The 24036-nt window shown below is 70.1% G+C and carries 24 protein-coding genes; 15 read left to right on the plus strand and 9 right to left on the minus strand.

The genetic code is table 11. The features are described from left to right. Positions 1 to 201: 201 nt before the first annotated feature. The 4 genes from OH735_RS24255 (at position 202) to OH735_RS24270 (ending at position 3961) form a co-directional block, all read left to right on the plus strand. Complete coding sequence (locus tag OH735_RS24255) at positions 202 to 1650, plus strand: purine-cytosine permease family protein (RefSeq protein ID WP_406383632.1); 1449 nt, start codon at positions 202 to 204, stop codon at positions 1648 to 1650. Further along, the gene (locus tag OH735_RS24260; protein WP_406383633.1) at positions 1647 to 2513 is read left to right on the plus strand and encodes a nitrilase family protein; all 867 of its coding nucleotides are present in this window, start codon (positions 1647 to 1649) and stop codon (positions 2511 to 2513) included. Before OH735_RS24255 ends, OH735_RS24260 begins: the two co-directional genes overlap by 4 nt. Next, entirely contained in the window at positions 2510 to 2947 is a 438-nt protein-coding gene (locus OH735_RS24265; RefSeq protein ID WP_406383634.1) for a nitrilase-related carbon-nitrogen hydrolase, read from the plus strand. The genes OH735_RS24260 and OH735_RS24265 overlap by 4 nt, the downstream gene beginning before the upstream one ends. A 144-nt stretch (positions 2948 to 3091) precedes the next feature. Beyond that, on the plus strand, positions 3092 to 3961 hold the full coding sequence (locus tag OH735_RS24270) for an LLM class F420-dependent oxidoreductase (protein WP_406383635.1): 870 nt from the start codon (positions 3092 to 3094) through the stop codon (positions 3959 to 3961). A gap of 98 nt (positions 3962 to 4059) precedes the next feature. On the opposite strand, the gene OH735_RS24275 is transcribed toward OH735_RS24270, so the two are convergent. Continuing rightward, positions 4060 to 4563 carry a DinB family protein gene (locus OH735_RS24275; protein ID WP_406383636.1) on the minus strand — a complete coding sequence of 168 codons (504 nt, stop codon included), beginning with the start codon at positions 4561 to 4563 and terminating at the stop codon, positions 4060 to 4062. Positions 4564 to 4920: 357 nt separating this feature from the next. Between OH735_RS24275 and OH735_RS24280 the strand changes: the two genes are divergently transcribed. Continuing rightward, positions 4921 to 5514 carry a hypothetical protein gene (locus OH735_RS24280; protein WP_406383637.1) on the plus strand — a complete coding sequence of 198 codons (594 nt, stop codon included), beginning with the start codon at positions 4921 to 4923 and terminating at the stop codon, positions 5512 to 5514. Between the two features lie 43 nt (positions 5515 to 5557). On the opposite strand, the gene OH735_RS24285 is transcribed toward OH735_RS24280, so the two are convergent. The 3 genes from OH735_RS24285 to OH735_RS24295 form a co-directional block, all read right to left on the minus strand. Further along, positions 5558 to 6007, minus strand: a complete 450-nt coding sequence (locus OH735_RS24285) for a DUF3592 domain-containing protein (RefSeq protein WP_406383638.1) — start codon at positions 6005 to 6007, stop codon at positions 5558 to 5560. Between the two features lie 20 nt (positions 6008 to 6027). Continuing rightward, entirely contained in the window at positions 6028 to 6612 is a 585-nt protein-coding gene (locus OH735_RS24290; RefSeq protein WP_406383639.1) for a hypothetical protein, read from the minus strand. A gap of 141 nt (positions 6613 to 6753) precedes the next feature. Continuing rightward, a complete protein-coding gene (locus OH735_RS24295; protein WP_406383640.1) occupies positions 6754 to 8751 on the minus strand; it encodes a hypothetical protein in 1998 nt (665 codons plus the stop codon). A 326-nt stretch (positions 8752 to 9077) separates the two neighbouring features. Between OH735_RS24295 and OH735_RS24300 the strand changes: the two genes are divergently transcribed. Then, positions 9078 to 10313 carry a hypothetical protein gene (locus OH735_RS24300; protein WP_406383641.1) on the plus strand — a complete coding sequence of 412 codons (1236 nt, stop codon included), beginning with the start codon at positions 9078 to 9080 and terminating at the stop codon, positions 10311 to 10313. Between the two features lie 63 nt (positions 10314 to 10376). Here the strand turns inward: OH735_RS24300 and OH735_RS24305 are convergent, their stop codons facing one another. Next, a complete protein-coding gene (locus OH735_RS24305) occupies positions 10377 to 10760 on the minus strand; it encodes a DUF192 domain-containing protein (RefSeq protein ID WP_406383642.1) in 384 nt (127 codons plus the stop codon). A 103-nt stretch (positions 10761 to 10863) separates the two neighbouring features. Here OH735_RS24305 and OH735_RS24310 point away from each other — a divergent pair, with 103 nt between their 5' ends. From OH735_RS24310 to OH735_RS24320, 3 genes are all read left to right on the plus strand, one after another. Further along, positions 10864 to 11670 carry a prepilin peptidase gene (locus OH735_RS24310; protein ID WP_406383644.1) on the plus strand — a complete coding sequence of 269 codons (807 nt, stop codon included), beginning with the start codon at positions 10864 to 10866 and terminating at the stop codon, positions 11668 to 11670. 157 nt (positions 11671 to 11827) lie between these two features. Next, a complete protein-coding gene (locus tag OH735_RS24315) occupies positions 11828 to 12625 on the plus strand; it encodes a class I SAM-dependent methyltransferase (RefSeq protein ID WP_406383645.1) in 798 nt (265 codons plus the stop codon). 68 nt (positions 12626 to 12693) lie between these two features. Then, a complete protein-coding gene (locus tag OH735_RS24320; RefSeq protein WP_406383647.1) occupies positions 12694 to 13152 on the plus strand; it encodes a hypothetical protein in 459 nt (152 codons plus the stop codon). Positions 13153 to 13177: 25 nt separating this feature from the next. Here the strand turns inward: OH735_RS24320 and OH735_RS24325 are convergent, their stop codons facing one another. After that, positions 13178 to 14329, minus strand: coding sequence for a winged helix DNA-binding domain-containing protein (locus OH735_RS24325; protein WP_406383648.1), 1152 nt, complete (start codon positions 14327 to 14329; stop codon positions 13178 to 13180). A gap of 51 nt (positions 14330 to 14380) precedes the next feature. Here OH735_RS24325 and OH735_RS24330 point away from each other — a divergent pair, with 51 nt between their 5' ends. Then, entirely contained in the window at positions 14381 to 14920 is a 540-nt protein-coding gene (locus OH735_RS24330) for a hypothetical protein (protein ID WP_406383649.1), read from the plus strand. A 375-nt stretch (positions 14921 to 15295) separates the two neighbouring features. Here the strand turns inward: OH735_RS24330 and mgrA are convergent, their stop codons facing one another. Beyond that, positions 15296 to 16336, minus strand: a complete 1041-nt coding sequence (mgrA, locus tag OH735_RS24335; protein ID WP_406383650.1) for an L-glyceraldehyde 3-phosphate reductase — start codon at positions 16334 to 16336, stop codon at positions 15296 to 15298. A 201-nt stretch (positions 16337 to 16537) separates the two neighbouring features. Between mgrA and OH735_RS24340 the strand changes: the two genes are divergently transcribed. From OH735_RS24340 to OH735_RS24355, 4 genes are all read left to right on the plus strand, one after another. Beyond that, positions 16538 to 17299 carry an isoprenyl transferase gene (locus OH735_RS24340; RefSeq protein ID WP_389982654.1) on the plus strand — a complete coding sequence of 254 codons (762 nt, stop codon included), beginning with the start codon at positions 16538 to 16540 and terminating at the stop codon, positions 17297 to 17299. A gap of 411 nt (positions 17300 to 17710) precedes the next feature. Next, the gene (locus tag OH735_RS24345) at positions 17711 to 19033 is read left to right on the plus strand and encodes a PhoH family protein (protein WP_406383651.1); all 1323 of its coding nucleotides are present in this window, start codon (positions 17711 to 17713) and stop codon (positions 19031 to 19033) included. A gap of 383 nt (positions 19034 to 19416) precedes the next feature. Further along, positions 19417 to 20121, plus strand: a complete 705-nt coding sequence (locus OH735_RS24350; RefSeq protein WP_406383652.1) for a transglycosylase SLT domain-containing protein — start codon at positions 19417 to 19419, stop codon at positions 20119 to 20121. A 136-nt stretch (positions 20122 to 20257) separates the two neighbouring features. Continuing rightward, positions 20258 to 21685, plus strand: coding sequence for an AI-2E family transporter (locus OH735_RS24355; RefSeq protein WP_406383653.1), 1428 nt, complete (start codon positions 20258 to 20260; stop codon positions 21683 to 21685). Positions 21686 to 21779: 94 nt separating this feature from the next. On the opposite strand, the gene OH735_RS24360 is transcribed toward OH735_RS24355, so the two are convergent. Both OH735_RS24360 and OH735_RS24365 read right to left on the minus strand, forming a co-directional pair. Next, positions 21780 to 22313 (minus strand): alkyl hydroperoxide reductase, encoded by a 534-nt coding sequence (locus OH735_RS24360; RefSeq protein WP_406383654.1) that lies wholly within the window; start codon positions 22311 to 22313, stop codon positions 21780 to 21782. A 12-nt stretch (positions 22314 to 22325) separates the two neighbouring features. Further along, positions 22326 to 22880, minus strand: a complete 555-nt coding sequence (locus OH735_RS24365) for a peroxiredoxin (protein WP_189542777.1) — start codon at positions 22878 to 22880, stop codon at positions 22326 to 22328. A gap of 131 nt (positions 22881 to 23011) precedes the next feature. On the opposite strand from OH735_RS24365, the gene OH735_RS24370 reads away from it, so the two are divergent. Then, positions 23012 to 23971 carry a hydrogen peroxide-inducible genes activator gene (locus tag OH735_RS24370; protein WP_406383655.1) on the plus strand — a complete coding sequence of 320 codons (960 nt, stop codon included), beginning with the start codon at positions 23012 to 23014 and terminating at the stop codon, positions 23969 to 23971. The last annotated feature ends 65 nt before the right edge of the window (positions 23972 to 24036 follow it).

The raw sequence follows: 24036 nt of genomic DNA on the forward strand, positions 1-24036 counted from the left end.
TCGCCTCGCTCGGCCGGCTCACAGATGGCTCTTGACAGGGTGGTTACCCGCAGCCACACTACCCGGAATGAAAGTTGCCCCCTAAGCATTCTTTGTTGTTTATAGGTAACTCTCCGAGTCATAGATCCTGGGGTCCGAAGACCCCGGTCGAACCCCTGCTCCTGCCGGATATCCGGCCTCCCCAGCGACGGGACGAAGACGATGTCCTCATCAGAGATCGCGCCGCATCGTGAAAGCGCGATCGAGCAGCACTCGATCGACTATGTGCCCAGCTCCGAGCGCCACGGGAGGGTGTGGCACCAGGGACCGTTCTGGTTCACCGGCAACTTCGTGCTCCCGACCATGGTCGCCGGCTTCGTCGGTGCCTCGATGGGCCTGAGCGTCGGCTACAGCGTGCTGGCCATCCTCCTGGGCGTCGGCTTCGGCACCTTCTTCATGGCGTTCCATGCCAACCAGGGGCCGCGCATGGGCCTGCCCCAGATGATCCAGTCGCGAGCGCAGTTCGGCAGCCGCGGCTCCACCGTGCCGTTCGCCGCGACCGTGTTCGTCTACGTCGGGTTCCTCGTCTTCGACACCGTCCTCGCCGAGCAGGGCATCGGACTGGTTCTGCCCGGCGGCAAGCTGTTCTGGTACCCGCTGCTGATCGCGGTCTCCATCGTCATCGCCGTGGTGGGGCACGACCTGCTCCACTTCGTCCAGCGCTGGCTGACGTATCTGCTCATCGTCGTCTTCGCGATCCTCACGATCGTGGCCATCGTCCACTTCTCCTCGAACCCGATCGCCGTGGACGCCCCTGCCGCGACGGCCGGCTGGGACTCGAAGGCGTTCCTGGTGCAGTTCTCCCTCGCTGCCGGTTACAACATCAGCTACTCGGTGTACGTCTCCGACTACACGCGCTATCTCCCGGCGAACGCCCCCGCACGCAAGCTGATCACCGCCGTCTACTCGGGCGCCACGTTCTCCGCCGTGTGGCTGATGTCGCTGGGCGCGATCCTCGCCAGCTATCTGCCGAACCCCGACCCGATCCTGGCCCTGCGCGAGGTCGGCGACCTGCTCTTCCCCGGCTTCGGCCTGATCGTCGTGATCACCTCGGTCCTCGCCCTGATCTCGATCATGGGCGTCAACGCGTACGGCGCGATGCTCACCGGCACCAGCGCGATCGACGGCTTCCGCAAGGTGCGCCCGACGGTGCGACTGCGGGTCATGGGTCTCGTCATGGTCGGAGCCGGATCACTCGTCGTTGCCCTGCTGATCCCCGACGACTACATCGGCAGCTTCAACAACTTCGTCCTGCTGATGCTCTACTTCCTGGTGCCGTGGACCGCGGTCAACCTGGTCGACTTCTACTTCGTTCGCCGCGGCAAGTATGCGATCGCCGAAATCCTGGAGCCGGACGGCATCTACGGCCGCTGGGCATGGCGCGGCGTCACGGCATACATCGTCGGTTTCATCGCGATGATCCCCTTCTTCTCGACGAGCTTCTACGTCGGCCCCGTGGCGGAGGCGCTCGGCGGCGCGGACTTCTCGTTCGTCATCGGTCTGATCGTCTCCGGCGTGTTCTACCGGCTGTTCTCACGGAACCTGGACCGTGACGCGGAGGCCGAGGCCCGTGCGGAGAGCGAAGCCGAACTGGAGGGAGCTGCCCGGTGACACCGCAGCCCACATCCCCAGCGCGCCCGACGGTCACGGTTGCGAGCTGCCAGATCGCTCCGCGCGTCGGCCGTGTCGAGGAGAACCGAGGGCGGATCCGTGCGGCGATCGAGGAGGCGGCCGGGCGGGGTGCGAACATCGTGGTCCTGCCCGAGCTGGCCAACTCCGGCTACGTCTTCGAGGCCGCGGACGAACTGCTCTCGGTGGCCGAGCCACTGGACGGCGAGACGATCAGGGAGTGGGAGACGCTCGCCGCCCGGCTGGGGCTGGTCATCGTCAGCGGCTTCGCCGAACTCGGTGCCGACGGCCGCGCGTACAACTCCGCCGTGCTCGTCGACGAGACGGGACTGCGCGCCTCGTACCGTAAGGCCCATCTGTGGGACGGCGAGAAGACCTGGGGTTTCACGCCCGGGGACGCGCGGCCGCCCGTGGTCGACACACCGTACGGACGTATCGGGGTCATGGTCTGCTACGACCTCGAATTCCCCGAGTGGGTGAGACTGGTGGCCCTGGACGGGGCCGAGCTGCTGTGCGGACCGGTGAACTGGCCGCTGTACCCGCGGCCGGAGAACGAGCGTCCAGGCGAGATCGTCCGTATCCAGGCGGACGCCGCGGTCAACCGCATGTTCGTCGCGGTCGCCGACCGCACCGGCACCGAACGGGGTCAGGACTGGCTCGGCGGCAGTGTGATCGTCGACGCCGACGGCTATCCCGTCACCCCGCTGCGTCTGGGCGAGGAGGCGATCGTCACCGCGACGCTCCAACTTGCCGAGGCGCGCTGCAAGGCAATCAGCGAACACAACGATGTGCACGCGGACCGCCGGCCCGGACTGTACGCACACCGAGGAACGAAGCAACCATGACGCAGACGACGGTCGCGATCGTCCAGCAGCCGCCCGCGCTGCTCGACTTGGAGGAATCGGTACGTCTTGCCGCGGGCCACATCACCGAGGCGGCACAGGCGGGCGCGACGCTCGTCGTGTTCCCCGAAACCTGGCTCACCTGTTATCCGGCGTGGGTGTTCGGCCTCGCCGGGTGGCGGGACAGCACGGCGCAGCGCTGGCACGCGCGGCTGCTGGAGCAGAGCCCGGTACTCGATCCCGAGGGCGGGGACGACAGCCTCTCCCCGATCCGAGCGGCAGCCCGCGAGAGCACCGGTCGGAAAGCGCCGAACCAAGGATGTCGTGCGGGACGTACGCGTACGCATGGGCGGCGCGGCGCGGCTGCCTCCGGCCGGGGCGGAGCGGTTGACCTGTATGCCCCGCTCGGATGGCAGGCGGGGCGCAGTCTCGCATAGCGTGACAGTCGGCTACGCAAGGTGGTCGAGCGCGTCGGGCGGGAGACGGACACCGATGGAAATCCCGAATACGAATCCGGCTGAACACCCCGGCCGGGGCGGCGGCCTCCCGCCCCGTGCCCCCTCGACCCGCGGAGGCCGGACGTGAAGCTCGGTCTGCACTACTGGAACTACTCGACACCGGCCGACCCCGCCCTCATCGCGCCGACCCTCGCGGAATCGGTGCGCATCGCCGAGCAGGCGGGGATCGCGTCGTTCACCGTGATGGACCACTACTTCCAGATGGAGACCGGGCAGACCGTCGCCGACGAACCCATGCTGGAGGGGTACACCACGCTCGGCTACGTCGCGGCGGTGAGCCAGCGCATGACGCTCGGCCTGATGGTCACGGGGGTGATGTACCGGCACCCCGGACTGCTGGCGAAGATCGTCACCAGCCTCGACGTGCTGTCGGGCGGCAGGGCCAGGCTGGGCATCGGCGCCTCCTGGTACGAGCGGGAGCAGTACGGGCTCGGAGTGCCCGTGGTCCCGGTCGCCGAGCGTTTCGAGCGGCTGGAGGAGACGATCCTGATCTGCCTGCAGATGTGGAGCGACGACAACGGCCCCTTCCACGGCCGTCATTACCGGCTCGCCGAAACGCTGTGCGTGCCCGAGCCGATCGGTGAGCGCCCGTCGATCATGATCGGCGGCGGGGGCGAGCGGAAGACGCTGCTCCTGGTCGCCAGGTACGCGGACGCCTGCAACCTGTTCGCCACCGACCAGGAGGAAGTGGCCCACAAACTCGATGTGCTGCGCGCCCACTGCGCCGCGGAGGACCGGGACTACGACGCCATTACGAAGACCGTGATGTACAACGGCCCGGTGCTGGACCGGCCGGACGTGTTCCTCGCCGACGCGGAGGCGTACGCGAGCCTGGGCATCAGCGAGATCCAGGTGCTGCCGGACCGGCACCCGGTCAGCTTCACCCACCAGGTTGCCGAGCACCTCGCACCCGCGATCGCCGGGATCGGGTAGCCGAACGCCGCGCGACGCGGGTTCGATCGCGGCTCGTTGCCGGGGCAAGGCGGTCAGCGGCAGCAGCCCGGACCGGCACTGCGCAAGGCGGACGCGTCCTAGCTCCCGGTGGTGCCGTCGACGATCTCCCGGATCATGTCGAGGTGGCCGTTGTGCCGGGCGGTCTCCTCGATCAGGTGCAGGACGACCCAGCGCAGATCCGGGTAACGGCCGTCCCCGTGTGGACGTTTGGCCAGGGTGTCCAAGTCGTGGGAGGCGACCAGTTCGCGGTAGCGGGCGGTCCGTGCCTCGTACTGCGCCAGCACATCGGCGAGCGGCATGTCCACCGCGATGCGCATCTCGCGGTCGGGGTCCTCGTCCGTCCAGGGACCTTCGTCCTCACCGCCGAGGAAGGCCACCTCGAACCAGTAGTACTCGACCCAGCTGAGATGGTTGATCAGCCCGGCGATCGTCATCAACGGGGAGCCGGGCAGCGGGGCCCGGCGGGCATCGTCCGGTGAGACGCCCTCGCACTTCGCGCGTGCGGTGTCGCGTACGTAGTCGAGGAAGGTGACCAACTGGGTGCGCTCGTCCCATGCGGGAGGCGAATCGGTGCGTGTCATCGCCGTAAACCATGGGCGATTCACTGGCCGTTGTCCATCGGATATTCCAAGGGCGACGGACACCGGCCGGTGGCCCCGACGCGGTTGGGGCCGCCGAGGAGTTCCCCGCGCGGACCGCGGTGGTCACGGACAGCGCAGGCCGTGGTGTCCAGCGCCCGCGACCGGCGGGCCCCGCTCATTGGGGCCCGATCCTGGGTCCGTGGGCCCACGCCCGGGCAGGTGGGGCTCATTACGCTCGTACGTGACCGATCGTGAGCACATCCGACCCGGCGCCTGTCCCGGGCGTCCGTCCGGCGCGCCCATAAGCACCTTGATCTGCACCCTCCACCTGTATCCGTTCCCTGGGGTGATGTATCGATGAGTAACGGTTTCTTCTACTCGTACCACCTCGGCTGGAGCCGTCCGGACGCCGAGTCGCTGTTCGGCGATCTCGACGCTGCGGGGCTGCGGCTCAGCCACCCCGTCACGCGGCGGGTCACGCTCCTGGGCCCCGGGCCCGATCCGTGGGGCACTCCCTCGTGGGTGACCAGGGAACAGCTCGTCCTCCTGGCCGGCCTGCAACGGATCGACACGGTCGACTTCCTGCTGTGGGTGAGCAGCGGAACCGACGTCCCGGCGCGCATCCGGCGGATGAGGGAGGGAGTCGTCGCGGTCGAATTCGGATTCGGGCTGCTGACGCGGGACGAGCAGGAGGTGGCCGCCCGGGCGATCAGGGAGGCGATAGGGCGGGCCTCCGTGCTGTGCATCGGCTTCGTCGTCGACCGGGAGGGCGCTTCCGCGGCGACCGACTGGAGCGGTGTCGTCATCAACGGCACGACGTTCTTCGACAGTTGGCCCGACACGCTCGCCGTGCGTCATGAAATCGCCGCGAGGCAGCCGCAGTTGTCCAAAGTGGCGTCGTTCGACCAGTCGCCGTGGATGCTGTTCGGGAGCGAGGTCCCCAGCCGCTAGGGGCCGTGCCCGGACAAGGCCTGCCGGGAGGGGCGCCAGTGGGTCAGAGCCATCCGCGCAGCGCCATGAACCCCAGCAGCAGCCCCACCGCGAACACCCCCGGCACCACGGCGAACACCGCGGGCATCACCACCGGCCCCCACGCCCCCGGCCCCGCCACCGTGGCGTGCTTCGCCGGGTCCGCCGGGTCGTAACTGACCCGGACCGGCGCCCCGACCTCGAAGCCGAACGGGCCCGGGGCGTGGTCGGTGAACTCGATCTCGCGGCCGTCGCGGGTACGGAACGCGAAGACGTACTCGGTGACGTAACTCCGCTCCGTGCCCGGCCCCCGGTCGACCGTCCGGCGGTCCGCGCACCGGCCCTCGGCGCGCTCGCCGCGGCGGACCAGCCGCAGCACCCGGCCCAGCCGCAGCGCCGACCGGACGGCGAACGCGCCGAGGAGGAGGCCGAACAGAAGCAGGAACGTGGCCGTGCCACCGGGCAGGATCTGCATGAACAAGCGCCCCTGATCCGCTACTTGAGCGTGATCGACTCGACGAACGCGTCGAGGTCCGACCGGCTCAGCGAGCCCTTCACCGCATTGATCCGGACCAGGAACGGCACGTCCTTCGAGTCCATACCCGCCACCAGGACCGCGGTCATCCGGGTGCCTTGCGCCGGGGTCTGTTCCTTGCCGCTCGACGTGAACTCGTAATCGATCCTGCGCGCGCCGAGGGCACCGTCGTCGCCCGCGAGCTGTACGTCCGAGGTCTCCTTGCGGGTCGCCCCGAGCCCGATACCCGCGCCCGCCGCGGCCGCCGCCTCATCGGCGTCGTCCACGCCCGAGGCGAAATCGAGCTGCACCGAGACCATGCCGGTGCGCAGCCCGCCCTCCTCCTTGAGCGCGACGGCGGCGTTGGCCTCGGCGCGGTCGGCCGCGGGCTGCTCCTTGTAGCCCTTGTTCGCCGGGTAGCCGACGGAGAGGCTGCTGGTGTCGAGCCTGTCCCAGCCGTCCGGGAGCGCGGCGGCGTCGTCGCCGCCGCAGCCGGTGAGCAGGGCGAGGCCCATGACGGCGGCAGCAGCTGCGCCGATTGCCCGGGACATCTTCATCGTCGTCATCGCCTATCGCCTCATCGTCGTGCGTGCTTGCCGCGCACCGTAGCCGTACCCGGTATGCCGTGCGTGCTTGCCGCGCACCGTAGCCGTAACCCGGTATGCCGTGCGTGCTGCCGCGCACCGTAGCCGTACCCGGTGTACGGACTACTTCGCGCAGTAGCTGTACGGAAGGTACGAGCGCTTGTCGCCCTGCGGAGCCCCGAGGAACTGCGCGTCCGTCAGTGTCTGCTCCTTGTGCTCGTCCGAGATGGAGAATCCCAGACTCATGCCGAGGGAGACCTCGAAGCCGAACTCCTGGGCATCCGTCTCGCCGTGGTACTTCATGGTGCTCGACAGGCCGTCCTCGAACATCAGCTGATCGAACGGGTCCGTTCCCGTGGGCTTCTGCTGCAGGGAGTGGTCGCCGAACATGTACTCGAACGGGGCGGTGTTGTTGCCGGAGCCGTCCAGCCACTGTTCGGCGACGGCCCGTTTGTTCTCGGTGGCCTTGTCCGTGTCCTTGCCGAAGACGATCGAGTTCGTCCTGACCTCGATGCCGGTCTCGCCGGAGGAGTCGGAGCCGCTGACCTTGCCGCCGCGCTTGTCCTTGCCCTTCTTGCCGTTGTCGCCGCTGATGTCACCCTTGCCGGACGTCGAGTTGTTCTCGATGGTCTGGGTCATGTCGATGCGGACGATCTTGCCGGTCTTCTGGTCGCGGGTGACGGTGACCGCCCCGGTCCGGCTGTCCTTCGCAAAGGCCCCACCGCCGAGCGGACCGGCCGAACCGCTGACCTTGCCCTCCAGGTCGAGCTTGGCGGTGTACGTGTACGACTCGTTGCCGCTCACGTCGTCCTTGGTGATGGTCACCTCGGGGGAGAACTTGGCCTTGCCGCCGAGCTTGGCGCCGAGCTTCGTCTCGTCGCCCGCGCTGATGGAGAGGCCGCCGTCCGCGTACGCGTTGAGGCCGATCGTCGAGTACGAGATCTTCTTGTCGCCGATCTTGTCCTCGACGTCCTTCTTCTTGTCGGCCCACTTCATCCCGGAGTACCAGCCGCCGCCGTAGCCGCCGCTGTACTTGGTGGAGGTCTCCCACATCTTCATTTCCGCGATGTCGTCCCGCATCTTCTGGGCGTCCTCCTCGCTCTTGAAGACCCAGGTGTCACCGTTGGTGATCTTGATGCCGCCGCCGACGTCCACATCGGCCTTGCCCAGCTTGCCGAGCTTGACGCCGGGGGTGCTGGCGGTGACGCCGGCCGAAGCGGCGTCGGTGAACGTCATGTAGACCAGCTTGTCGTTCTCGTCGACCTTGCCGTCGTTGTTCACGTCTGTCTTGGCCTGGCTGACCTTCTGCTGGAAGCCGTACTCGTTGCCCCACTCGAACCAGCCGATCTTGACCTTGTCGCCGACGGTTTCGGAGATGCTGGAGACCTGGCACATCTTGGGCTCGTAGTCGGCGTCCGTCTTCGGCTTCGCGGTGGTGTCCCTGCCGCCGGTGGAGCAGCCGCCACCGCCGCCGCCCAGCGAGCTGATCGCACAGCGGATGCGTTCGCCGATCTGCCCGCCTACCCCCGCCATGGCCATCGCGCCGATCATCGTGACGACGAGGACGATCACCCCGAGGTACTCCGTGGCGGTGGCCCCGCCGTCCCGCCAGGAATACGGGTGGTACGGCGCCGGGGCGGGCTCTTCGTCGCGGTCGTCCAGCAGCCGGTCGACGGCCAGCCCCGCGGCCGAACCGGTCGCCAGCGTGACGACCGGCATCAACGTGCCCTCCAGGCCCATGAGATGCCAGGACACGGCGAATCCGTAGGCGAGCGCGGCCAGCGGGACACCCAGGGAGGCGAGCAGGGTCAGCGGCCGGGACTCGCGCTGCTCGTCGGGCAGGACACGGGCCGAGGCCAGGACCGTGAGCACGGTCGTGATGACGTTCGGCACGTGCAGCAGGCCCAGGCGCCAGCCGAAGCTCGCCAGCCGCTCGTCGGTGGCGAGCATCTCGACGAGCCCGCGCGACACCAGATATCCGGCGGCGATGTAGACCAGAGCACCGGCGGCCCAACTACGGGTCAGGGCGAAGAACACGCCACTGCTCGCGCCGGAACCACCCCCGCCGCCCGGCGGTATGCGGCCCGCGCTTCCGCTCTCCCAGCCCCCGCCACCACTCACGGTTCTTCCTCTCCGACGCCTACTTGACATGCCTTTGCCCGCAGTTCCGCAATTCGGGTGTGGCGTGAGCGTACGGGTGTACGAGCCGGGTGACCTGGGTCCTTGGCCCCAAACCCGGGCCCAACGGGCGAGGCCGCGCACCGCCCGCGGGGCCGAGCTCCGGCCGTAGCCGGTGCGGTCCGTGGCCGCAGCCCGGTGCCGCTGCCCGCCCCGTGACGGCCGAGGTCACCGCTCCGGCCGTAGCCGGTGCGGTCCGTGGCCGCAGCCCGGTGCCGCTGCCCGCCCCGTGACGGCCGAGGTCACCCGCTGCGGAGATAATCGGCAGCATGCCCGACGACGATCTGGCCGCTCAGGCCACCGCTCCCGCACCGCGGCTCGTGCGGCTGGGCGGCCACCGAACGCAGCCGCAACCGCCGCAGCCTCCCGTCCGAGGCCGTCTCGCCGCGGCCCTCACGGCAGCGGCACCCGCCCTCGGGGCGTACGCGGCCGTGCGCCTGATCGGTCTCGTCGTCCTCGCCGCCGCCGCGTCGAACGCCGACAAGAGCGCCTTCCACCTCCTCGGCGAACGCTGGGACTCCGTCTGGTACCAGCGGATCGCCGAGAACGGCTACGGCTTCACCGCCACCCTCCCCGACGGCGGCATCCACTCCGACCTGGCCTTCTTCCCGTTGCTGCCCGCTCTGGAGCGCGGCCTCACCGAGCTGACCCCGCTCTCCCTCGCGGGCGCCGGACTGCTGGTCGCCTGGGCCGCCGCGCTCCTCGCAGCCTGGGGGATCTTCGCCGTCGGGGCGCATCTGTACGGCCGCCGGACCGGGGTGGTGCTGGCCGCGCTGTGGGGTGTGTACCCGACGGCGTTCGTCCAGTCGATGGCGTACACCGAAACCCTGTTCACCGCCTTCGCCGCCTGGGCGCTGTACGCCGTGCTGACCCGGCGCTGGATCGTGGCGGGCGCCCTGTGCGTCCTCGCCGGACTGACCAGGCCCTCCGCCGCGGCACTCATTGCCGCCCTCGCGATCACCGCCGCGGTCACGCTCGTACGGGAATACCGGGCCGGCCGGTCGGACGGCATCGTGCGCCGCAACGCCCGGATGCTGACCGGTACCGCACTCGCGCCGCTGGGCTGGCTCGCGTACGTGGTGTTCGTCGCCGTACGGGAGGGCAGCCCGTTCGCGTACTTCGACGTCCAGGCGCAGTGGGGCAACAGCATCGACGGAGGTGTGGCGCTTGCCTCGTTCATCCTCGGACTGCCGCTGCCCGGCGCGCTCGGGCTGGGCGCCGCGCTGGCGGGACTGGGATGGGTGGTGTCCCTGTGCGTACGGCAGCGCCAGCCGCTCCCCGTACTCGCCTATTGCATAGCCGTCGTCGTCATCGCGCTGATCGGCTCCGGGTACTTCGGGTCCAGGCCGCGGCTGATGATGCCCGCGTTCCCGCTGCTCCTCCCGGCCGCCGTCGCGCTGCTGCGGCTGCGCGCCACGGCCCGCACGGTGACGGTCGTCGCCGTGCTCGCGGTGGCTTCGGCGGCCTACGGGGCATGGACGCTGCTCGGCTCCGGCCCGCCGTAACGACCTCACCCGCTCTCTGCCGCGGGTGAGGCCGTGAGTGCGAACCCCGGCCGCCCGGCGCCCTCAGCCCCGGCTCTCCTCCGTCTGGACGATCGCCACCCGGACCCCCGGCCGGATCCCCCACTTCTCCATCGCCCCGGCCTCCGCCTCGACCACATGCCGGGCCCGCAGCCGGGGCATGCCCAGCCGGCCGGGCTTCATCGTGTGGACCGCCACGACCCTGAACTTCCGGTCCAGATAGGCCACATCGATGGTGAACCGCATCCGGAAACTGTGCACACTCCCGCACGGGGTGATCAGCAGGGCGCCGTCGATCCCGTCCTGCCCGAGCAGCCCGCGACTCCGGGTCCGGTACGAGGCCGCGATCCGCAGCGGTCTCTCCTCCCCCTGCCCACCCTGCGCGTCGGTGACCGTCAACGTCCCCTTGCCATTGCGCCATTGACCCATGGCGATGAAGGTAGCGCCAGGTGGCGGCCGCTGGGTCCGGAACGGTGCGCAGTGGGCCCCAGGGCCCATGACCCGTGCCCGGCGCCCGCCTAGGGTCGGCTCCGTGGACGCCATGCTGACAGTGCTCGCCGCACTCTGGGGCGCAGCGGCCGGACTGCTGGTCCCGCGCGCCGCCTACCGGTTCTCCGTCGAACCGGAGGACCCCTGGCGTGACGCCTGCCCCGAGGGCCACGCCCTGACCGGGGCCGTCCGCGGCTGGCTCGGCTCCACCCGGTGCGCGCAGTGTGCGGCGGTGCCGGTCACCACCACCCCGGGCGACGCGCCGGGAGACCCGGGCGACGCGCCGGACCGCACGCCGCCCACCGTGCGCTACGCCCCCGGCGTCCTCGCCCCCGTCGTCACCGCACTCTCCTGCGCGCTCCTCGCGGCGGCCACCGGGCTCCGCCCCGAACTGGCCGTCTGGCTGCTGCTGGCACCCGTCGCCGTACTCCTGGCGACCATCGACCGCCGCGTCCACCGGCTGCCCGACCGGCTGACCCTGCCCGCCGCCGGGGCCGTCGCCGTACTCCTCGGTGCCGCCGCGCTGCTCCCCGAGCACGCCGGATCCTGGCTGTCCGCCCTGCTCGGCGGAGCCGCCCTCGGCGGTTTCTACTTCCTGCTCTTCCTCGTCAACCCGAACGGAATGGGCTTCGGGGACGTCAAGCTCGCCCTGTCGCTGGGCATGGCCCTCGGCTGGTACGGCTGGGCCGTGGTGTTCGCCGGAGGCTTCGCCGGGTTCCTGCTCGGTGCGGTGTACGGGTTCGGGCTGATGGTCCTGAAGCGGGCCGGGCGCAAGACCGGCATCCCGTTCGGCCCGTTCATGATCACGGGCGCGCTGCTGGGCATGCTGCTCGGCGCACTGGCCGCCTGACCCCGCCGCACTCCGGCCTGCCGTACCCCGGCCTGCCGCACTCCGGCCTGCCGCAATGCGGCCTGCCGCAATGCGGCCTGCCGCACTCCGGCCCGCCGCAATGCGGCCCGCCGTAATGCGGTCGCGCCGCCCGGCATCCGGCTGACACCATTCCCGTATGTCCGGAGCACCCGAAGAAGCGGCAGCCGAAGCAGAACGTGCACGATTCGAAGCCCTCGTCTCGGAGGCGGCCACCGTCTCCGTCGACGGCTGGGACTTCTCCTGGCTCGACGGCCGGGCCACCGAACAGCGCCCCTCCTGGGGCTACGCCCGCGCCATGGCGGACCGCATGGGACGGGCCGGGGCCGCGCTCGACATCCAGACCGGCGGCGGCGAGGTCCTCGAGTCCGTGCCGAAGCTGCCGCCGCTCACCGTCGCCACCGAATCCTGGCCGCCGAACATCGCCCGCGCCACCGCGCTCCTGCACCCGCTCGGCGTCGCCGTGGTCGCCGACCCGGACGAGCCGCCGCTGCCGTTCGGCGACAACGCCTTCGACCTGGTGGTCAGCCGGCACCCGGTGACCACCTGGTGGACGGAGATCGCGCGGGTGCTCACCCCCGGCGGCACGTACTTCTCGCAACAGGTCGGCCCGGCCAGCGTCTTCGAGCTCGTCGAGCACTTCCTCGGCCCGCAGCCCCCCGAGGTACGCGGCTCCCGCGACCCCGAGCAGGCGCGGGCGGCGGCCGAGGCGGCCGGGCTGGACGTCGTCGATCTGCGGGCGGAGACCCTGCGCACCGAGTTCTTCGACATCGGCGCCGTCGTTTACTTCCTGCGCAAGGTGATCTGGATGGTGCCGGGCTTCACCGTCGAGGAGTACCGGTCGCGACTGGCCGAACTCCACCACCGGATCGAGACCGAGGGGCCGTTCGTCGCCCACACCACCCGATTCCTGATCGAGGCCCGCAAACCGGAGTAGGCCGCGCCCCTCTGTTTTCGCCCGAAGAGTGCGACCCTTGGCTGTGAGCGCACGGGAGGGAACCGGCCATGTGGGTGGGGAACGAAGACGAGGCGCCGTGTGTCCCGGAGCACGGCAGGGCCGACTGGCTCAGAGGCGTACGGATCGTCGGAGTGCTCGGTGTCTTCTACCGGCCGGAAGGGCGGATGGGGGAGCCGGAGGCGGTCGAATTCCTGTTGGCCGACGGCCAGTCGGTGCTCCTGACCTGTGCCTCCGACGGGACCCTGCATGTCGGCGCCGGCACCTGGCCCCGGTTGCCCGGCTGGTGCGTACCGTCGGGACAGTGGGAGTTCGCCGCCGTGCCGAACCTGCCGCAGCCCCCCGACGGCGGCTGGACCGTCACCCGCACCGAGGAACGCGGGGACGGGCGGGGCGAGGTGTACGAGGCCGTCATCCGCTGCGAGGGCGGCAGCTTCGTGGTCGTCGGCGGCGACACCGTGGCGATCCGCTTCACCAGGGGCCACCGTGGCGCACCGGCGACCACCTGAGCGCGCCGTCCCCTACGCATCCGCCCTACGCGTGCGCCCCCACCGTCACCTCGCCCACCGTCAGCGCCGCGTTCCCCTCCAGCACCTCACCGACCCGTGCCACCTCCGCCTCCAGCTCCCGCAACTGCCCGGCCGTCAGGGGCGCCAGCGGCTCCACGGTGACCGCGATCCGGCGGCCCGAACGCCGCTGGTGCCACACCCCGGCGGCCGTGCCGTCGACCAGCAGCACCGGGAAGTTCCCCGCCTGGCCGCCCGCCAGCGCCCGTGTGTTCGCCGCACCGGGGAAGAGCTTCTCGCGCGGCCGGGACGCGATGACGAACGCGTCGAAATAGGGGAGCAGCCGCACCCCCCGGACCGGCTCCGCCGAGAAGTCGGTGTCGCCCGCCACCACCCAGGCCCGCCCGCCCTCGTACGTCACCTGCTCGATCTCCCCGCGCGCGGCCGTTCCCGCGAACAGCTCCGCGGCCCAGCCGGGAGACAGCGCCAGCCACTTCGCGAAGTGCGCGGGCGTGGCGGGTCCGTACGCGTGCAGATAGCGGCGTACGAGACCGGCGAGCGCCTCGGGTCCGTCGAGCGGTACGACGTTGGGGCGGGTGTAGGTGACCTTGCGGCCGCGATCCGGTGCGAAGCACAGCACGCCGCGGTGACCCGCCAGATGCATCACCTGCCGCCAGCGCGGCCACATCCCCTGGAACGCGGGCATCACCGGATCCCCCGCCCACGCCCCGGCCCGCTCCACCACCGCCGCGGAGAGCTCGTCGACGGTCAGCTCGGCCCCGGTCAGCGCCTCCTCGATCGCGGCGAGCACCGCCTCGACCTGCTCCGGTGTCATCCGGGCGTCCTTGGCGAACGGGTTGCGCCCGGTCGGCAGCGCGGACAACGCGCCCGTCCACAGCGGGAGTTCGGCCATCGGCAGCAGATGGACGGTGCCGCGCGGCCCGAAGGTCTTGACCAGGGTGCGGTCCTTCCACAGCGCTTCGCGTACATCGGCACGGGTCACGCCCGTCGTCCGCAGCCCGACGGAGAGCTCGGCGGCCGACAGCACCTGGGCGTGCGCGGCCGGCAGCGTACCGACCACGTCGGCGGGGGCGAGGCGGCCGGGAGCGGTGAGTCCCTGGCGCGCCATCCGGCGGGCGTTCGCGGCGGTCCAGGTCACGGTTGCGGTTCGGCTCGTCATGACGGTGAAACTAGCGCCCCGTCAGGTCAGGTTCTGTCCCATACTCGGCCCATGACCTCTGCGAGACGTACCGCCCGGATCCTCGCCGCGGCGGCGGCGGCGCTCGTCCTCGTCCCCGCGCTCGCCGGCTGCGGCACGGAGCGGGCCGGGTCCGGGGCGGCGGAGGGGCCAGGCGCGAGCAGCGGCCCGCGCTCCGGGGTCGCCTCCCCCTACGACGAACCGGTCGACGGCGGCGACGCCTCGAAATACCGGGAGAACCACGCCTTCCAGTCCACCGCCGAGCTGACCCCGGCCGACCGGGCCAGGGGCGAAGCCGAGGTGAAGAAGGTCAAGGCCGGTCTGGCCGGGATCGCGGAGGGCCGCAAGACCACCGAGTCCCAGCTCCGTGAGGCGCTCACCGGTCTGGGATACGCCCCCCGAGCGATCACCACCGGAATCTTCGGCCCGCACGGCAGCACGTTCATCGTCGAACTCGGCCCGATCTGTCTGGAGGGGGCGCTCGACGGCCCGGTCAACGGGCTGGTCACGGCCGAGGCCCACGGCCGGTACCTCGAAGGAACCGGCTGCGTGAAGCCGGTCGGCGGCCACTGAGCGATCGGCGGGACGTCAACCGGAGAACCGTGCTCGCACCGGAGTCCGATGAATCCGGAGAGTAATTTTGGAGTGGCGTGGCACGCAGCATCACTTACGAAGGGTTATGGTGGAAGCCCCCCCTCGGGCCGGTCCGTATCCCCCCCACGGACCGGCCCGTTTTTTGTGCCCAGGCTCTCCGGCCCGCACGAGGCCGCAGCACCGACCGCGCACCGACCGCGCACCGGCCCCCGCACCGACCGCGCACCGACCGCGCACCGGCCCCCGCACCGACCGCGCACCGACCGCGCACCGGCCCCCGCACCGACCGCGCACCGGCCCGCGCGGTCGGCCCTCCCCGTCGGCCCTCCCCGTCGGCCTTCCCCGTTGGTCCCGTCAGCTCCGTCCGGCCCAGATGTTCGTGCCCGCGGTGTCCACGGCGAAGTCGTCGATCTCCTTCAACTCCTCGGCGGACAGCGGCGGTCCTGCGAGCGCCGCGACGTTCTCCTCCAGCTGCTTCACGCTCGAAGCGCCGATCAGCGCCGAGGTCATACGGCTGTCCCGCAGCACCCAGTTCAGCGCCAGCTGGGCGAGCGACTGACCGCGCCGGCGGGCGATGTCGTTCAGCCCGTTCAGCCGGCGGAGCACCTCGTCGGAGAGCAGGCCCGGGTCCAGGGACTTGCCCTGGGTGGCGCGCGAACCCTCCGGGATGCCCGTCAGGTACTTGTTCGTGAGCAGGCCCTGCGCGAGCGGCACGAAGGAGATGCAGCCCATGCCGGCCGCCTCCAGGGTGTCGAGCAGCCCGTCGTCCTCGATCCAGCGGTTGATCATCGAGTAGGACGGCTGATGGATCAGGGCGGGCACGCCCATCTCCTTGAGCAGCCGGGCCGCCTGCGCGGTCTGCTCCGCGTTGTACGAGGAGACACCCACGTACAGCGCCTTGCCCTGCTGCACGGCGGAGGCCAGCGCCCCCATCGTTTCCTCCAGCGGAGTGTCCGGGTCGAAGCGGTGGGAGTAGAAGATGTCGACGTAGTCGAGCCCCATCCGCTTCAGCGAGGCGTCCAGCGACGACAGCAGGTACTTGCGGGAGCCCCATTCGCCGTAAGGGCCGGGGTGCATGTCGTAGCCGGCCTTGGTGGAGATGATCAGCTCGTCGCGGTAAGGGGCGAAGTCCTGCCGGAACATCTTGCCGAAATTGAGCTCGGCGGAGCCGGGCGGCGGCCCGTAATTGTTGGCCAGATCGAAGTGGGTCACCCCGAGATCGAAGGCGCGGCGCAGGATCGCCCGCTGGGAGTCCAGCGTGCGGTCGTCGCCGAAGTTGTGCCAGAGGCCGAGGGAGATGGCCGGGAGCTTGAGACCGCTGCGGCCGGTTCGGCGGTACTCCATGGAGTCGTAGCGCGAATCGGCGGCCCGGTAGAGGTAGGGAGAATCAGTCACGTTTCTCTCCCTATCACGGACTTGTGACAGGCTCGGTTGGGCCGGTGTGCCGCCTGCGCAGTAATGTGGCGGCCTCGGGGACTGCCACGGCACGGCGGGGCGATGGACTCTGCGGAACGGTGCGGCGATCCCCCAGGGGGACGACCCGGGCCCCCGGGCCATGGGGCGGGCGGGCCCGCACAGAACCGAGAGGTGAACTCAGTGAACTTGCGCGACCTGGTGTACGGGCTCTACGCGCGCCGGGTGGAGGCCCGCCTCGACCTCACCCAGGTGCCCAAGCACATCGGTGTCATCCTCGACGGCAACCGGCGCTGGGCGAAGGCGTCCGGCGGTACGGCCGCGCAGGGGCACCAGGCAGGCGCGGACAAGATCCAGGAGCTGCTCGGCTGGTGCAGCGAGACCGATGTGGAGGTCGTCACACTCTGGCTGCTCTCCACAGACAACTTCGACCGGCCCGAGTCCGAGCTGACGCCGCTCCTCGGCATCATCGAGAACACCGTGCGCGACCTCGCAGCGGACGGGCGCTGGCGCGTCCATCACGTCGGCACGCTCGATCTGCTGCCCGCCCGCACCCAGACCGTCCTCAAGGAGGCCGAACAGGCCACGATCGGTGTCGACGGGATACTGGTCAACGTCGCCGTCGGCTACGGCGGACGCCAGGAGATCGCCGACGCGGTCCGCTCGCTGCTGCTGGACCACTCCGCCAAGGGGACGTCCTTCGAGGAGCTCGCGGAGATCGTCTCCACCGACCTGATCTCCGAGCACCTCTACACCCGGGGCCAGCCCGACCCGGACCTGGTCATCCGCACCAGCGGTGAGCAGCGGCTGTCCGGCTTCATGCTCTGGCAGAGCGCGCACTCCGAGTACTACTTCTGCGAAGTCTTCTGGCCGGCCTTCCGCCGCGTCGACTTCCTCCGCGCCCTGCGCGACTACGCGGCCCGCCACCGCCGCTACGGCGGCTGACGCCGCCCGCCGGGCTCACAGGACGCCCGCCCCCGTCGTGGCCCTATCAAGCCCGTCCGGCGTTTGAGGACGGAACCGTGCGGGTGGTGTGCCCGAACCCGTGTGCCCGGGGCACCACTCCCAGCTCACCCGTCCGCCCCAGGGCGGCATGGCTTCGCGTGTTCGAGGGAATACCCCAGACAGGTCGACGTCCGGTCACCAACCAGGCGGACGTCGTGTCCAAGTGAGCGGCATGGAGTCCGCTCGCCCGGGAGGCCCTTTGCACACGAAGGACCGTACATACAGTGCGTCCGACGCGGAGGGCCGGCGCTCGGCTCGTGCATCGGGGTCGCAGCCCGGTCCGTCCTCTCCCATTGGGATGCTCCGCGACGCCGTCGCACCCCAACCTCGTCCGAGGGGGTACGTCCTTCCGTGGTGACCAGCACGAAGCGCCGCATGCTCGACAGGCGCACCTATGTTCTCGACACCAGCGTCCTGCTGGCCGATCCGAACGCCATGGCCCGGTTCGACGAGCACGAAGTCGTGCTCCCGATCGTCGTGGTCACGGAACTGGAGGCCAAACGGCACCACCCGGAGCTGGGGTACTTCGCCCGCCAGGCCCTGCGCCTGCTGGACGACTTCCGCACCAGGTACGGCCGGCTGGACGCCCCGATCCCGCTCGGGGATCTGGGCGGGACCCTGCGCGTCGAACTCAACCATTCCGATCCCGGCGTACTGCCCGCCGGCTACCGGTTGGGGGACAACGACTCACGGATCCTCGCGGTCGCGCGCAACCTCCAGGCCGAGGGGTACGACGTCACGGTCGTCTCCAAGGACCTGCCGCTGCGCATCAAGGCGTCCTCGGTCGGCCTCCTCGCCGAGGAGTACCGCGCCGAACTCGCCATCACCGACTCCGGCTGGACGGGGATGTCGGAACTGCCCCTCGCCGCCGAGCAGGTGGACCTGCTCTACGGAGAGGAGACGCTGTACGTACCCGAAGCCGCCGAACTGCCCGTGCACACCGGACTGGTCCTCCGGTCCGAACGCGGCAAGGCGCTCGGCCGGGTCACCGCCGACGGCAATGTGCGCCTGGTGCGCGGTGACCGGGAGGTCTTCGGCATCCACGGCCGCAGCGCCGAACAGCGGATCGCGCTCGACCTCCTCCTCGACCAGGACGTCGGCATCGTGTCGCTCGGCGGCCGGGCCGGCACGGGCAAGTCGGCGCTGGCGCTCTGCGCCGGTCTCGAAGCCGTCCTGGAGCGCAGGCAGCACCAGAAGGTGATGGTCTTCCGCCCGCTGTACGCGGTCGGCGGACAGGAACTGGGCTACCTCCCCGGCACCGAGGCCGAGAAGATGAGTCCCTGGGCGCAGGCCGTCTTCGACACGCTCTCGGCGGTCGCCGGACGCGAGGTGATCGAGGAGGTGCTGGGGCGCGGCATGCTGGAGATCCTGCCGCTCACCCACATCCGGGGCCGCTCGCTCCACGACGCCTTCGTGATCGTCGACGAGGCGCAGTCCCTCGAACGGAACGTCCTGCTGACCGTGTTGTCCCGGATCGGGGCGAATTCCCGGGTGGTGCTCACGCATGACGTGGCCCAGCGGGACAACCTCAGGGTCGGCCGGTACGACGGAGTCGTCGCCGTGGTCGAGAAGCTGAAGGGCCATCCGCTCTTCGCGCACGTCACGCTCACCCGCTCCGAGCGCTCGCAGATCGCCGCGCTGGTGACCGAAATGCTGGAGGACGGGCACATCTGATACGGGATACGACAGTTGGTGCCGCCCGGCGAGCGCAGCAGCTTAGCCGGGCGGCATCGTGCTGCGGTGGCATTTCCGTAAATCACTTGCTCCAAACGGGGTGTGACCTTTCACACGCAACGGAGAATTGCTTCCCGGCGTGCCGTTCCGGCAGAGTCTTGCTTCCGTCAGGCCCCGCATACGGCACACCCGCACCTCCAGAGGTGCCACACAACTCAACAATCGCCGTCCGTATGCCGCCCGCGAGCACCACGCGGCACTCCCCCCGGGGAGTCGCCCATCGGGCCCGTGCCTCCCGTGACCCAAGCAGTAGGGAGGCCAGTGCCAGGGGCACGATTGCGTCCGCGAGGTCACCTAAGCGGGCGATGCTGGAAGGACACCGTGTGAGCCGGATCTCGGTCCGGGGGTTCGCCGTGGCATCCGCCACCGCCGTAACCACCGTTGGCGCCGTCGTTGGCGTTGCCTCGGGCAGCACTCCCGCTGTCGACGACAACAACTTCGAGGCGACCGCAGCCGACACCACGCTGCTCGCAGACATCCCCGCGGGCCAGCAGGCCCAGGTGCAGACCGCCTCGCTGACCCAGCAGGCCGACGCCCAGGCGTCCGCGGCCGACGCGGCGGCGAAGAGGTCCGTGGAGGAAGCGGCCCGCATCCAGGCCGCCAAGGACGCCAAGTCGAAGAAGCAGGCGGCCGAGGCCAAGCTGGAGAAGGAGCGCCAGGACAAGAAGGACGCGGCCGAGCGTGCCAGCCGTTCCCAGGTCCGCAGCGCTTCCACGTTCGCCCAGCAGAGCTCGTACACCGTGGCCGAGGTCCAGGCGATGGCGCGGCAGATCGTTCCCGCCGACCAGTTCCAGTGCTTCAGCAACATCGTGAACCACGAGTCGACCTGGAACTACCGGGCGAGCAACCCGTCCTCGGGTGCCTACGGTCTCGTCCAGGCGCTGCCCGGCTCGAAGATGGCCTCCGCCGGCGCGGACTGGCAGACCAACCCGGCCACGCAGATCAAGTGGGGCCTCAGCTACATGGACGGCCGCTACAAAAGCCCGTGTGGTGCCTGGTCCTTCTGGCAGGCCAACCACTGGTACTAGAACCTGCCGGGATTCCTGTCCCGACCTCGCGAAGCCCCTTGCCGTCCTGCGGCGAGGGGCTTCGCGCGTGTACGGTCGGTCCGGACCGCTCGGCGGGGGAGCGGTGGGGAGAGCTGACGGGGGAAAAGGAACGATCGTGTCGAAACTACCGGGGTGGCTCGGCCCTCTGGGCGCCGAACTGACCGACCTGGGCGAGCGGCTGGAGCAGCGCAGGGTCGAGGCCGAGGGGGGCGAGGCCGAGCACGCCGAGCCGCCGGTGCCCGCCGCCGTACGCGCGAGAGCCGGCGCCTTACCGGACGAGGCGGACCGGCCCGCCGGTAGCGCGGCCGGTGACCGGGTGCCGCCACCGCCCGCGTACGCCCCCTCCGTGGCCGCCCGGCCCGATCCGGTCGCGGCGATCCCCTGGGGCATGCGGGTCGCGGCCGAGGCCGGCTGGCGGCTGCTCGTCCTGGCGGGCACGCTCTGGGTGCTGATGCGGGTGATCAGCGCCGTACAGCTGGTCGTTCTGGCCTTCGCCGCCGCGCTGCTCGTCACCGCGATGCTGCAGCCGACCGTCGCCCGGCTGAAGGGGTACGGTCTGCCGCGCGGACTGGCCACCGCGGTCACCGCGATCCTGGGCTTCGTCATCATCGGGCTGGTCGGCTGGTTCGTCGTCTGGCAGGTCATGGACAACATCGACACCCTCTCCGACAAGGTGCGGACGGGTATCGACGACCTGAAGAACTGGCTGCTCGACAGCCCCTTCCATGTCACCGAGCAGCAGATCAACGACGTCGCGAAGAACCTCAGCGACACCATCGGCACCAACACCGAACAGATAACCTCCGCCGGACTGCAGGGCGTCACCGTGATGGTGGAGTTCCTCACCGGGACGCTGCTGGCGATGTTCTCGACGCTCTTCCTGCTGTACGACGGGAAGCGCATCTGGCACTGGGTGCTGAAGCTGGTGCCCGCGCAGGCCCGGCCGGGTGTCGCGGGTGCCGGGCCGCGGGCCTGGCGGACGCTGACCGCCTATGTGCGGGGCACGGTCGTCGTGGCGCTGATCGACGCGATCTTCATCGGGCTCGGGATCTGGTTCCTGAAGGTGCCGATGGCGGTGCCGCTCGCCGTCTTCATCTTCCTCTTCGCCTTCATCCCGCTGGTCGGCGCGGTGATCTCCGGGGCGCTCGCGGTAGTTGTCGCGCTCGTCACCGAGGGCGTGTTCACCGCGCTGATGGTGCTGGTCGTGGTGCTCGCCGTGCAGCAGATCGAGGGTCATGTGCTGCAGCCGTTCATCCTGGGACGCGCGGTACGGGTGCATCCGCTCGCCGTCGTCCTCTCGGTCGCCGCGGGCGGCATGATCGCGGGCATCGGCGGAGCGGTCGTCGCGGTGCCGCTGGTCGCGGTCACCAACACGGTCGTCGGTTATCTGCGCGCGTACGGGCAGGAGGAAGCCCTGCGGCACGCTCCGGACCCGCGCGGGGCGTCCGCGCTCGATGTCGCTCCGACACCCGCGCCGGGCTCGCCGCCCAAGGACATCGGCCACGGCGACGACGAGGAGAGCGGCGACAAGACGGCCAAGTGAACGGGCGACAAGACGGCCCAGGCGAACAGAAGAAGGGCCCCGTGGACGGTCGGTCGTCCTCGGGGCCCTTCTCGTACAAGGGGTACCGCTGGTCCTACTCGGCGAGCACGGCCTCGGCTTCGAGGGTCACGCCGACCGCCTGGATCACCGAGGCGATCTTGACGGCTTCCTGAATGGTCTCACGGTCCACGCCCGCCTTGCGCAGCACCTGCTCGTGGGAGTCCAGGCACTGGCCGCAGCCGTTGATCGCGGAGACGGCGAGCGACCACAGCTCGAAGTCGACCTTCTCCACGCCCGGCTTGCCGATGACGTTCATCCGCAGGCCCGCGCGGAGCGTCCCGTACTCGGGGTCCGACAGCAGGTGCCGGGTCCGGTAGAAGACATTGTTCATCGCCATGATGGCGGCGGCCGACTTCGCGGCGGTGTACGCCTGGGCGGAGAGGTTGGCCTTCGCCTCCGGCTCCAGCTCGCGCAGCACCTTCGGCGAGCGCGAGGCGATCGCGCAGGCGAGAACGGTGCCCCACAGCTGCTGCTGCGGGAGGTCGCTGTTCCCGATGACCGAACCGAGGTTCAGCTTCAGGTCCTTGGCGAAGTCCGGAACGGCGGCCTTCAGTTCGTCGAGTGCCATGTCGCTGTCAGCTCACTCGCCCGCGAGGAGCGCGACCGGGTCGAGGGTGTTCTCGCCCTTGGTCCAGTTGCAGGGGCACAGCTCGTCGGTCTGCAGGGCGTCCAGGACCCGCAGGACCTCCTTGGGGTTACGGCCCACGGAACCGGCGGTCACCATCGTGAACTGGATCTCGTTGTTCTGGTCGACGATGAAGACGGCGCGCTGGGCGAAGCCGTCCTCGCCCTCGATGCCGAGGTCACGCATGAGCTCGTGCTTCGAGTCGGCCATCATCGGGAAGGGCAGGTCGGTCAGGTCCGGGTGGTCCTTGCGCCAGGCGTGGTGCACGAACTCGGAGTCACCGGAGAAGCCGAGGATCTGGGCGTCCCGGTCGGCGAACTCGTCGTTCAGCTTGCCGAAGGCGGCGATCTCGGTGGGGCACACGAAGGTGAAGTCCTTCGGCCACGCGAAGACGATCTTCCACTTGCCCTCGTAGGTCTTGTGGTTGATCTGCTCGAACTCCTTGCCGCTCTCCAGCGAAACACAAGCAGTCAGGTCGAACTCGGGGAACTTGTCACCGACAGTGAGCACGCGCTCTCCTTGCAGCGTAGGAATTCCCTTTTACGGGAGTTCCTGAGGGTTGGACGGCCTCCACCATGACACAGAGGGCATTGATCGCGGAAATAGCTATACTTGGTCATGATGATCGGAGGTGCCTATCAGTGGCGCAGAGCAACCAGGGCAATCGCCCCAAACAGCCCAGTCTGTCGCAGCTGCGCGCCTTCGCGGCCGTGGCCGAGCATCTGCACTTCAGGGATGCGGCGGCAGCAATCGGGATGAGTCAGCCCGCGCTCTCCGGAGCCGTGTCCGCGCTGGAGGAGACGCTCGGTGTCCAGCTCATCGAGCGTACGACGCGCAAGGTGCTGCTCTCGCCGGCTGGGGAGCGGCTCGCGGTTCGGGCCCGGGTGGTGCTGGAGGCCGTCGGTGAGCTGATGGAGGAGGCCGAGGCGGTCCGGGCGCCGTTCACCGGAGTGCTCAGACTCGGTGTGATCCCGACCGTCGCCCCGTATCTGCTGCCGGCCGTGCTGAGGCTGGTCCACGACCGCTACCCGGAACTCGACCTCCAGGTGCACGAGGAGCAGACCTCCTCGCTGCTGGAGGGGCTGGCTGCGGGAAGGCTGGACCTGCTGCTGCTCGCGGTGCCGCTCGGGGTGCCGGGAGTGACCGAACTTCCGCTCTTCGACGAGGACTTCGTGCTCGTGATGGAGCGGGACCACTGGCTGGGCGGGCGCACCGGCATTCCGCGCGAGGCGCTGCGCGAGCTGCCGCTGCTGCTGCTCGACGAGGGCCACTGCCTGCGCGACCAGGCGCTCGACATTTGCCGGGAGGCGGGGCGTACGGAGGGCGCACCGGTCACCACGACCGCCGCCGGGCTCTCGACGCTGGTGCAGCTGGTGGCCGGCGGGCTCGGGGTGACGTTGCTGCCGCGTACCGCGGTGACGGTCGAGACCGCCCGCAACGACGCGCTGGTCACCGGGTACTTCGGGGAGCCCGCACCGTCGCGGCGGGTGGCGCTGGCGATGCGGACGGGGGCGGCGCGGCACGAGGAGTTCGAGGAGTTCGCGGCGGCGCTGCGGGAGGCGATGAGGGCGCTGCCGGTACGGGTGACGGGGAAGGTGTGAGGGAGGCGGCCTTGGGGGCCGCACCCCTTGCGGTTGCCGCGTCGTCACTCGGTGCGCAGGCCGTC

This window comes from Streptomyces sp. NBC_01618 (assembly GCF_045209435.1).
GTDB lineage: Bacteria > Actinomycetota > Actinomycetes > Streptomycetales > Streptomycetaceae > Streptomyces.

What these genes read in the sequence shown, in the direction of transcription:
- OH735_RS24255 (WP_406383632.1), top strand. Translation starts at nt 202, where the DNA reads ATGTCCTCATCAGAGATCGCGCCGCATCGTGAAAGCGCGATCGAGCAG.
- OH735_RS24265 (WP_406383634.1), top strand. Translation starts at nt 2,510, where the DNA reads ATGACGCAGACGACGGTCGCGATCGTCCAGCAGCCGCCCGCGCTGCTC.
- OH735_RS24275 (WP_406383636.1), bottom strand. Translation starts at nt 4,563, where the DNA reads ATGACACGCACCGATTCGCCTCCCGCATGGGACGAGCGCACCCAGTTG.
- OH735_RS24280 (WP_406383637.1), top strand. Translation starts at nt 4,921, where the DNA reads ATGAGTAACGGTTTCTTCTACTCGTACCACCTCGGCTGGAGCCGTCCG.
- OH735_RS24285 (WP_406383638.1), bottom strand. Translation starts at nt 6,007, where the DNA reads ATGCAGATCCTGCCCGGTGGCACGGCCACGTTCCTGCTTCTGTTCGGC.
- OH735_RS24290 (WP_406383639.1), bottom strand. Translation starts at nt 6,612, where the DNA reads ATGACGACGATGAAGATGTCCCGGGCAATCGGCGCAGCTGCTGCCGCC.
- OH735_RS24300 (WP_406383641.1), top strand. Translation starts at nt 9,078, where the DNA reads ATGCCCGACGACGATCTGGCCGCTCAGGCCACCGCTCCCGCACCGCGG.
- OH735_RS24305 (WP_406383642.1), bottom strand. Translation starts at nt 10,760, where the DNA reads ATGGGTCAATGGCGCAATGGCAAGGGGACGTTGACGGTCACCGACGCG.
- OH735_RS24315 (WP_406383645.1), top strand. Translation starts at nt 11,828, where the DNA reads ATGTCCGGAGCACCCGAAGAAGCGGCAGCCGAAGCAGAACGTGCACGA.
- OH735_RS24320 (WP_406383647.1), top strand. Translation starts at nt 12,694, where the DNA reads ATGTGGGTGGGGAACGAAGACGAGGCGCCGTGTGTCCCGGAGCACGGC.
- OH735_RS24325 (WP_406383648.1), bottom strand. Translation starts at nt 14,329, where the DNA reads ATGACGAGCCGAACCGCAACCGTGACCTGGACCGCCGCGAACGCCCGC.
- OH735_RS24330 (WP_406383649.1), top strand. Translation starts at nt 14,381, where the DNA reads ATGACCTCTGCGAGACGTACCGCCCGGATCCTCGCCGCGGCGGCGGCG.
- OH735_RS24360 (WP_406383654.1), bottom strand. Translation starts at nt 22,313, where the DNA reads ATGGCACTCGACGAACTGAAGGCCGCCGTTCCGGACTTCGCCAAGGAC.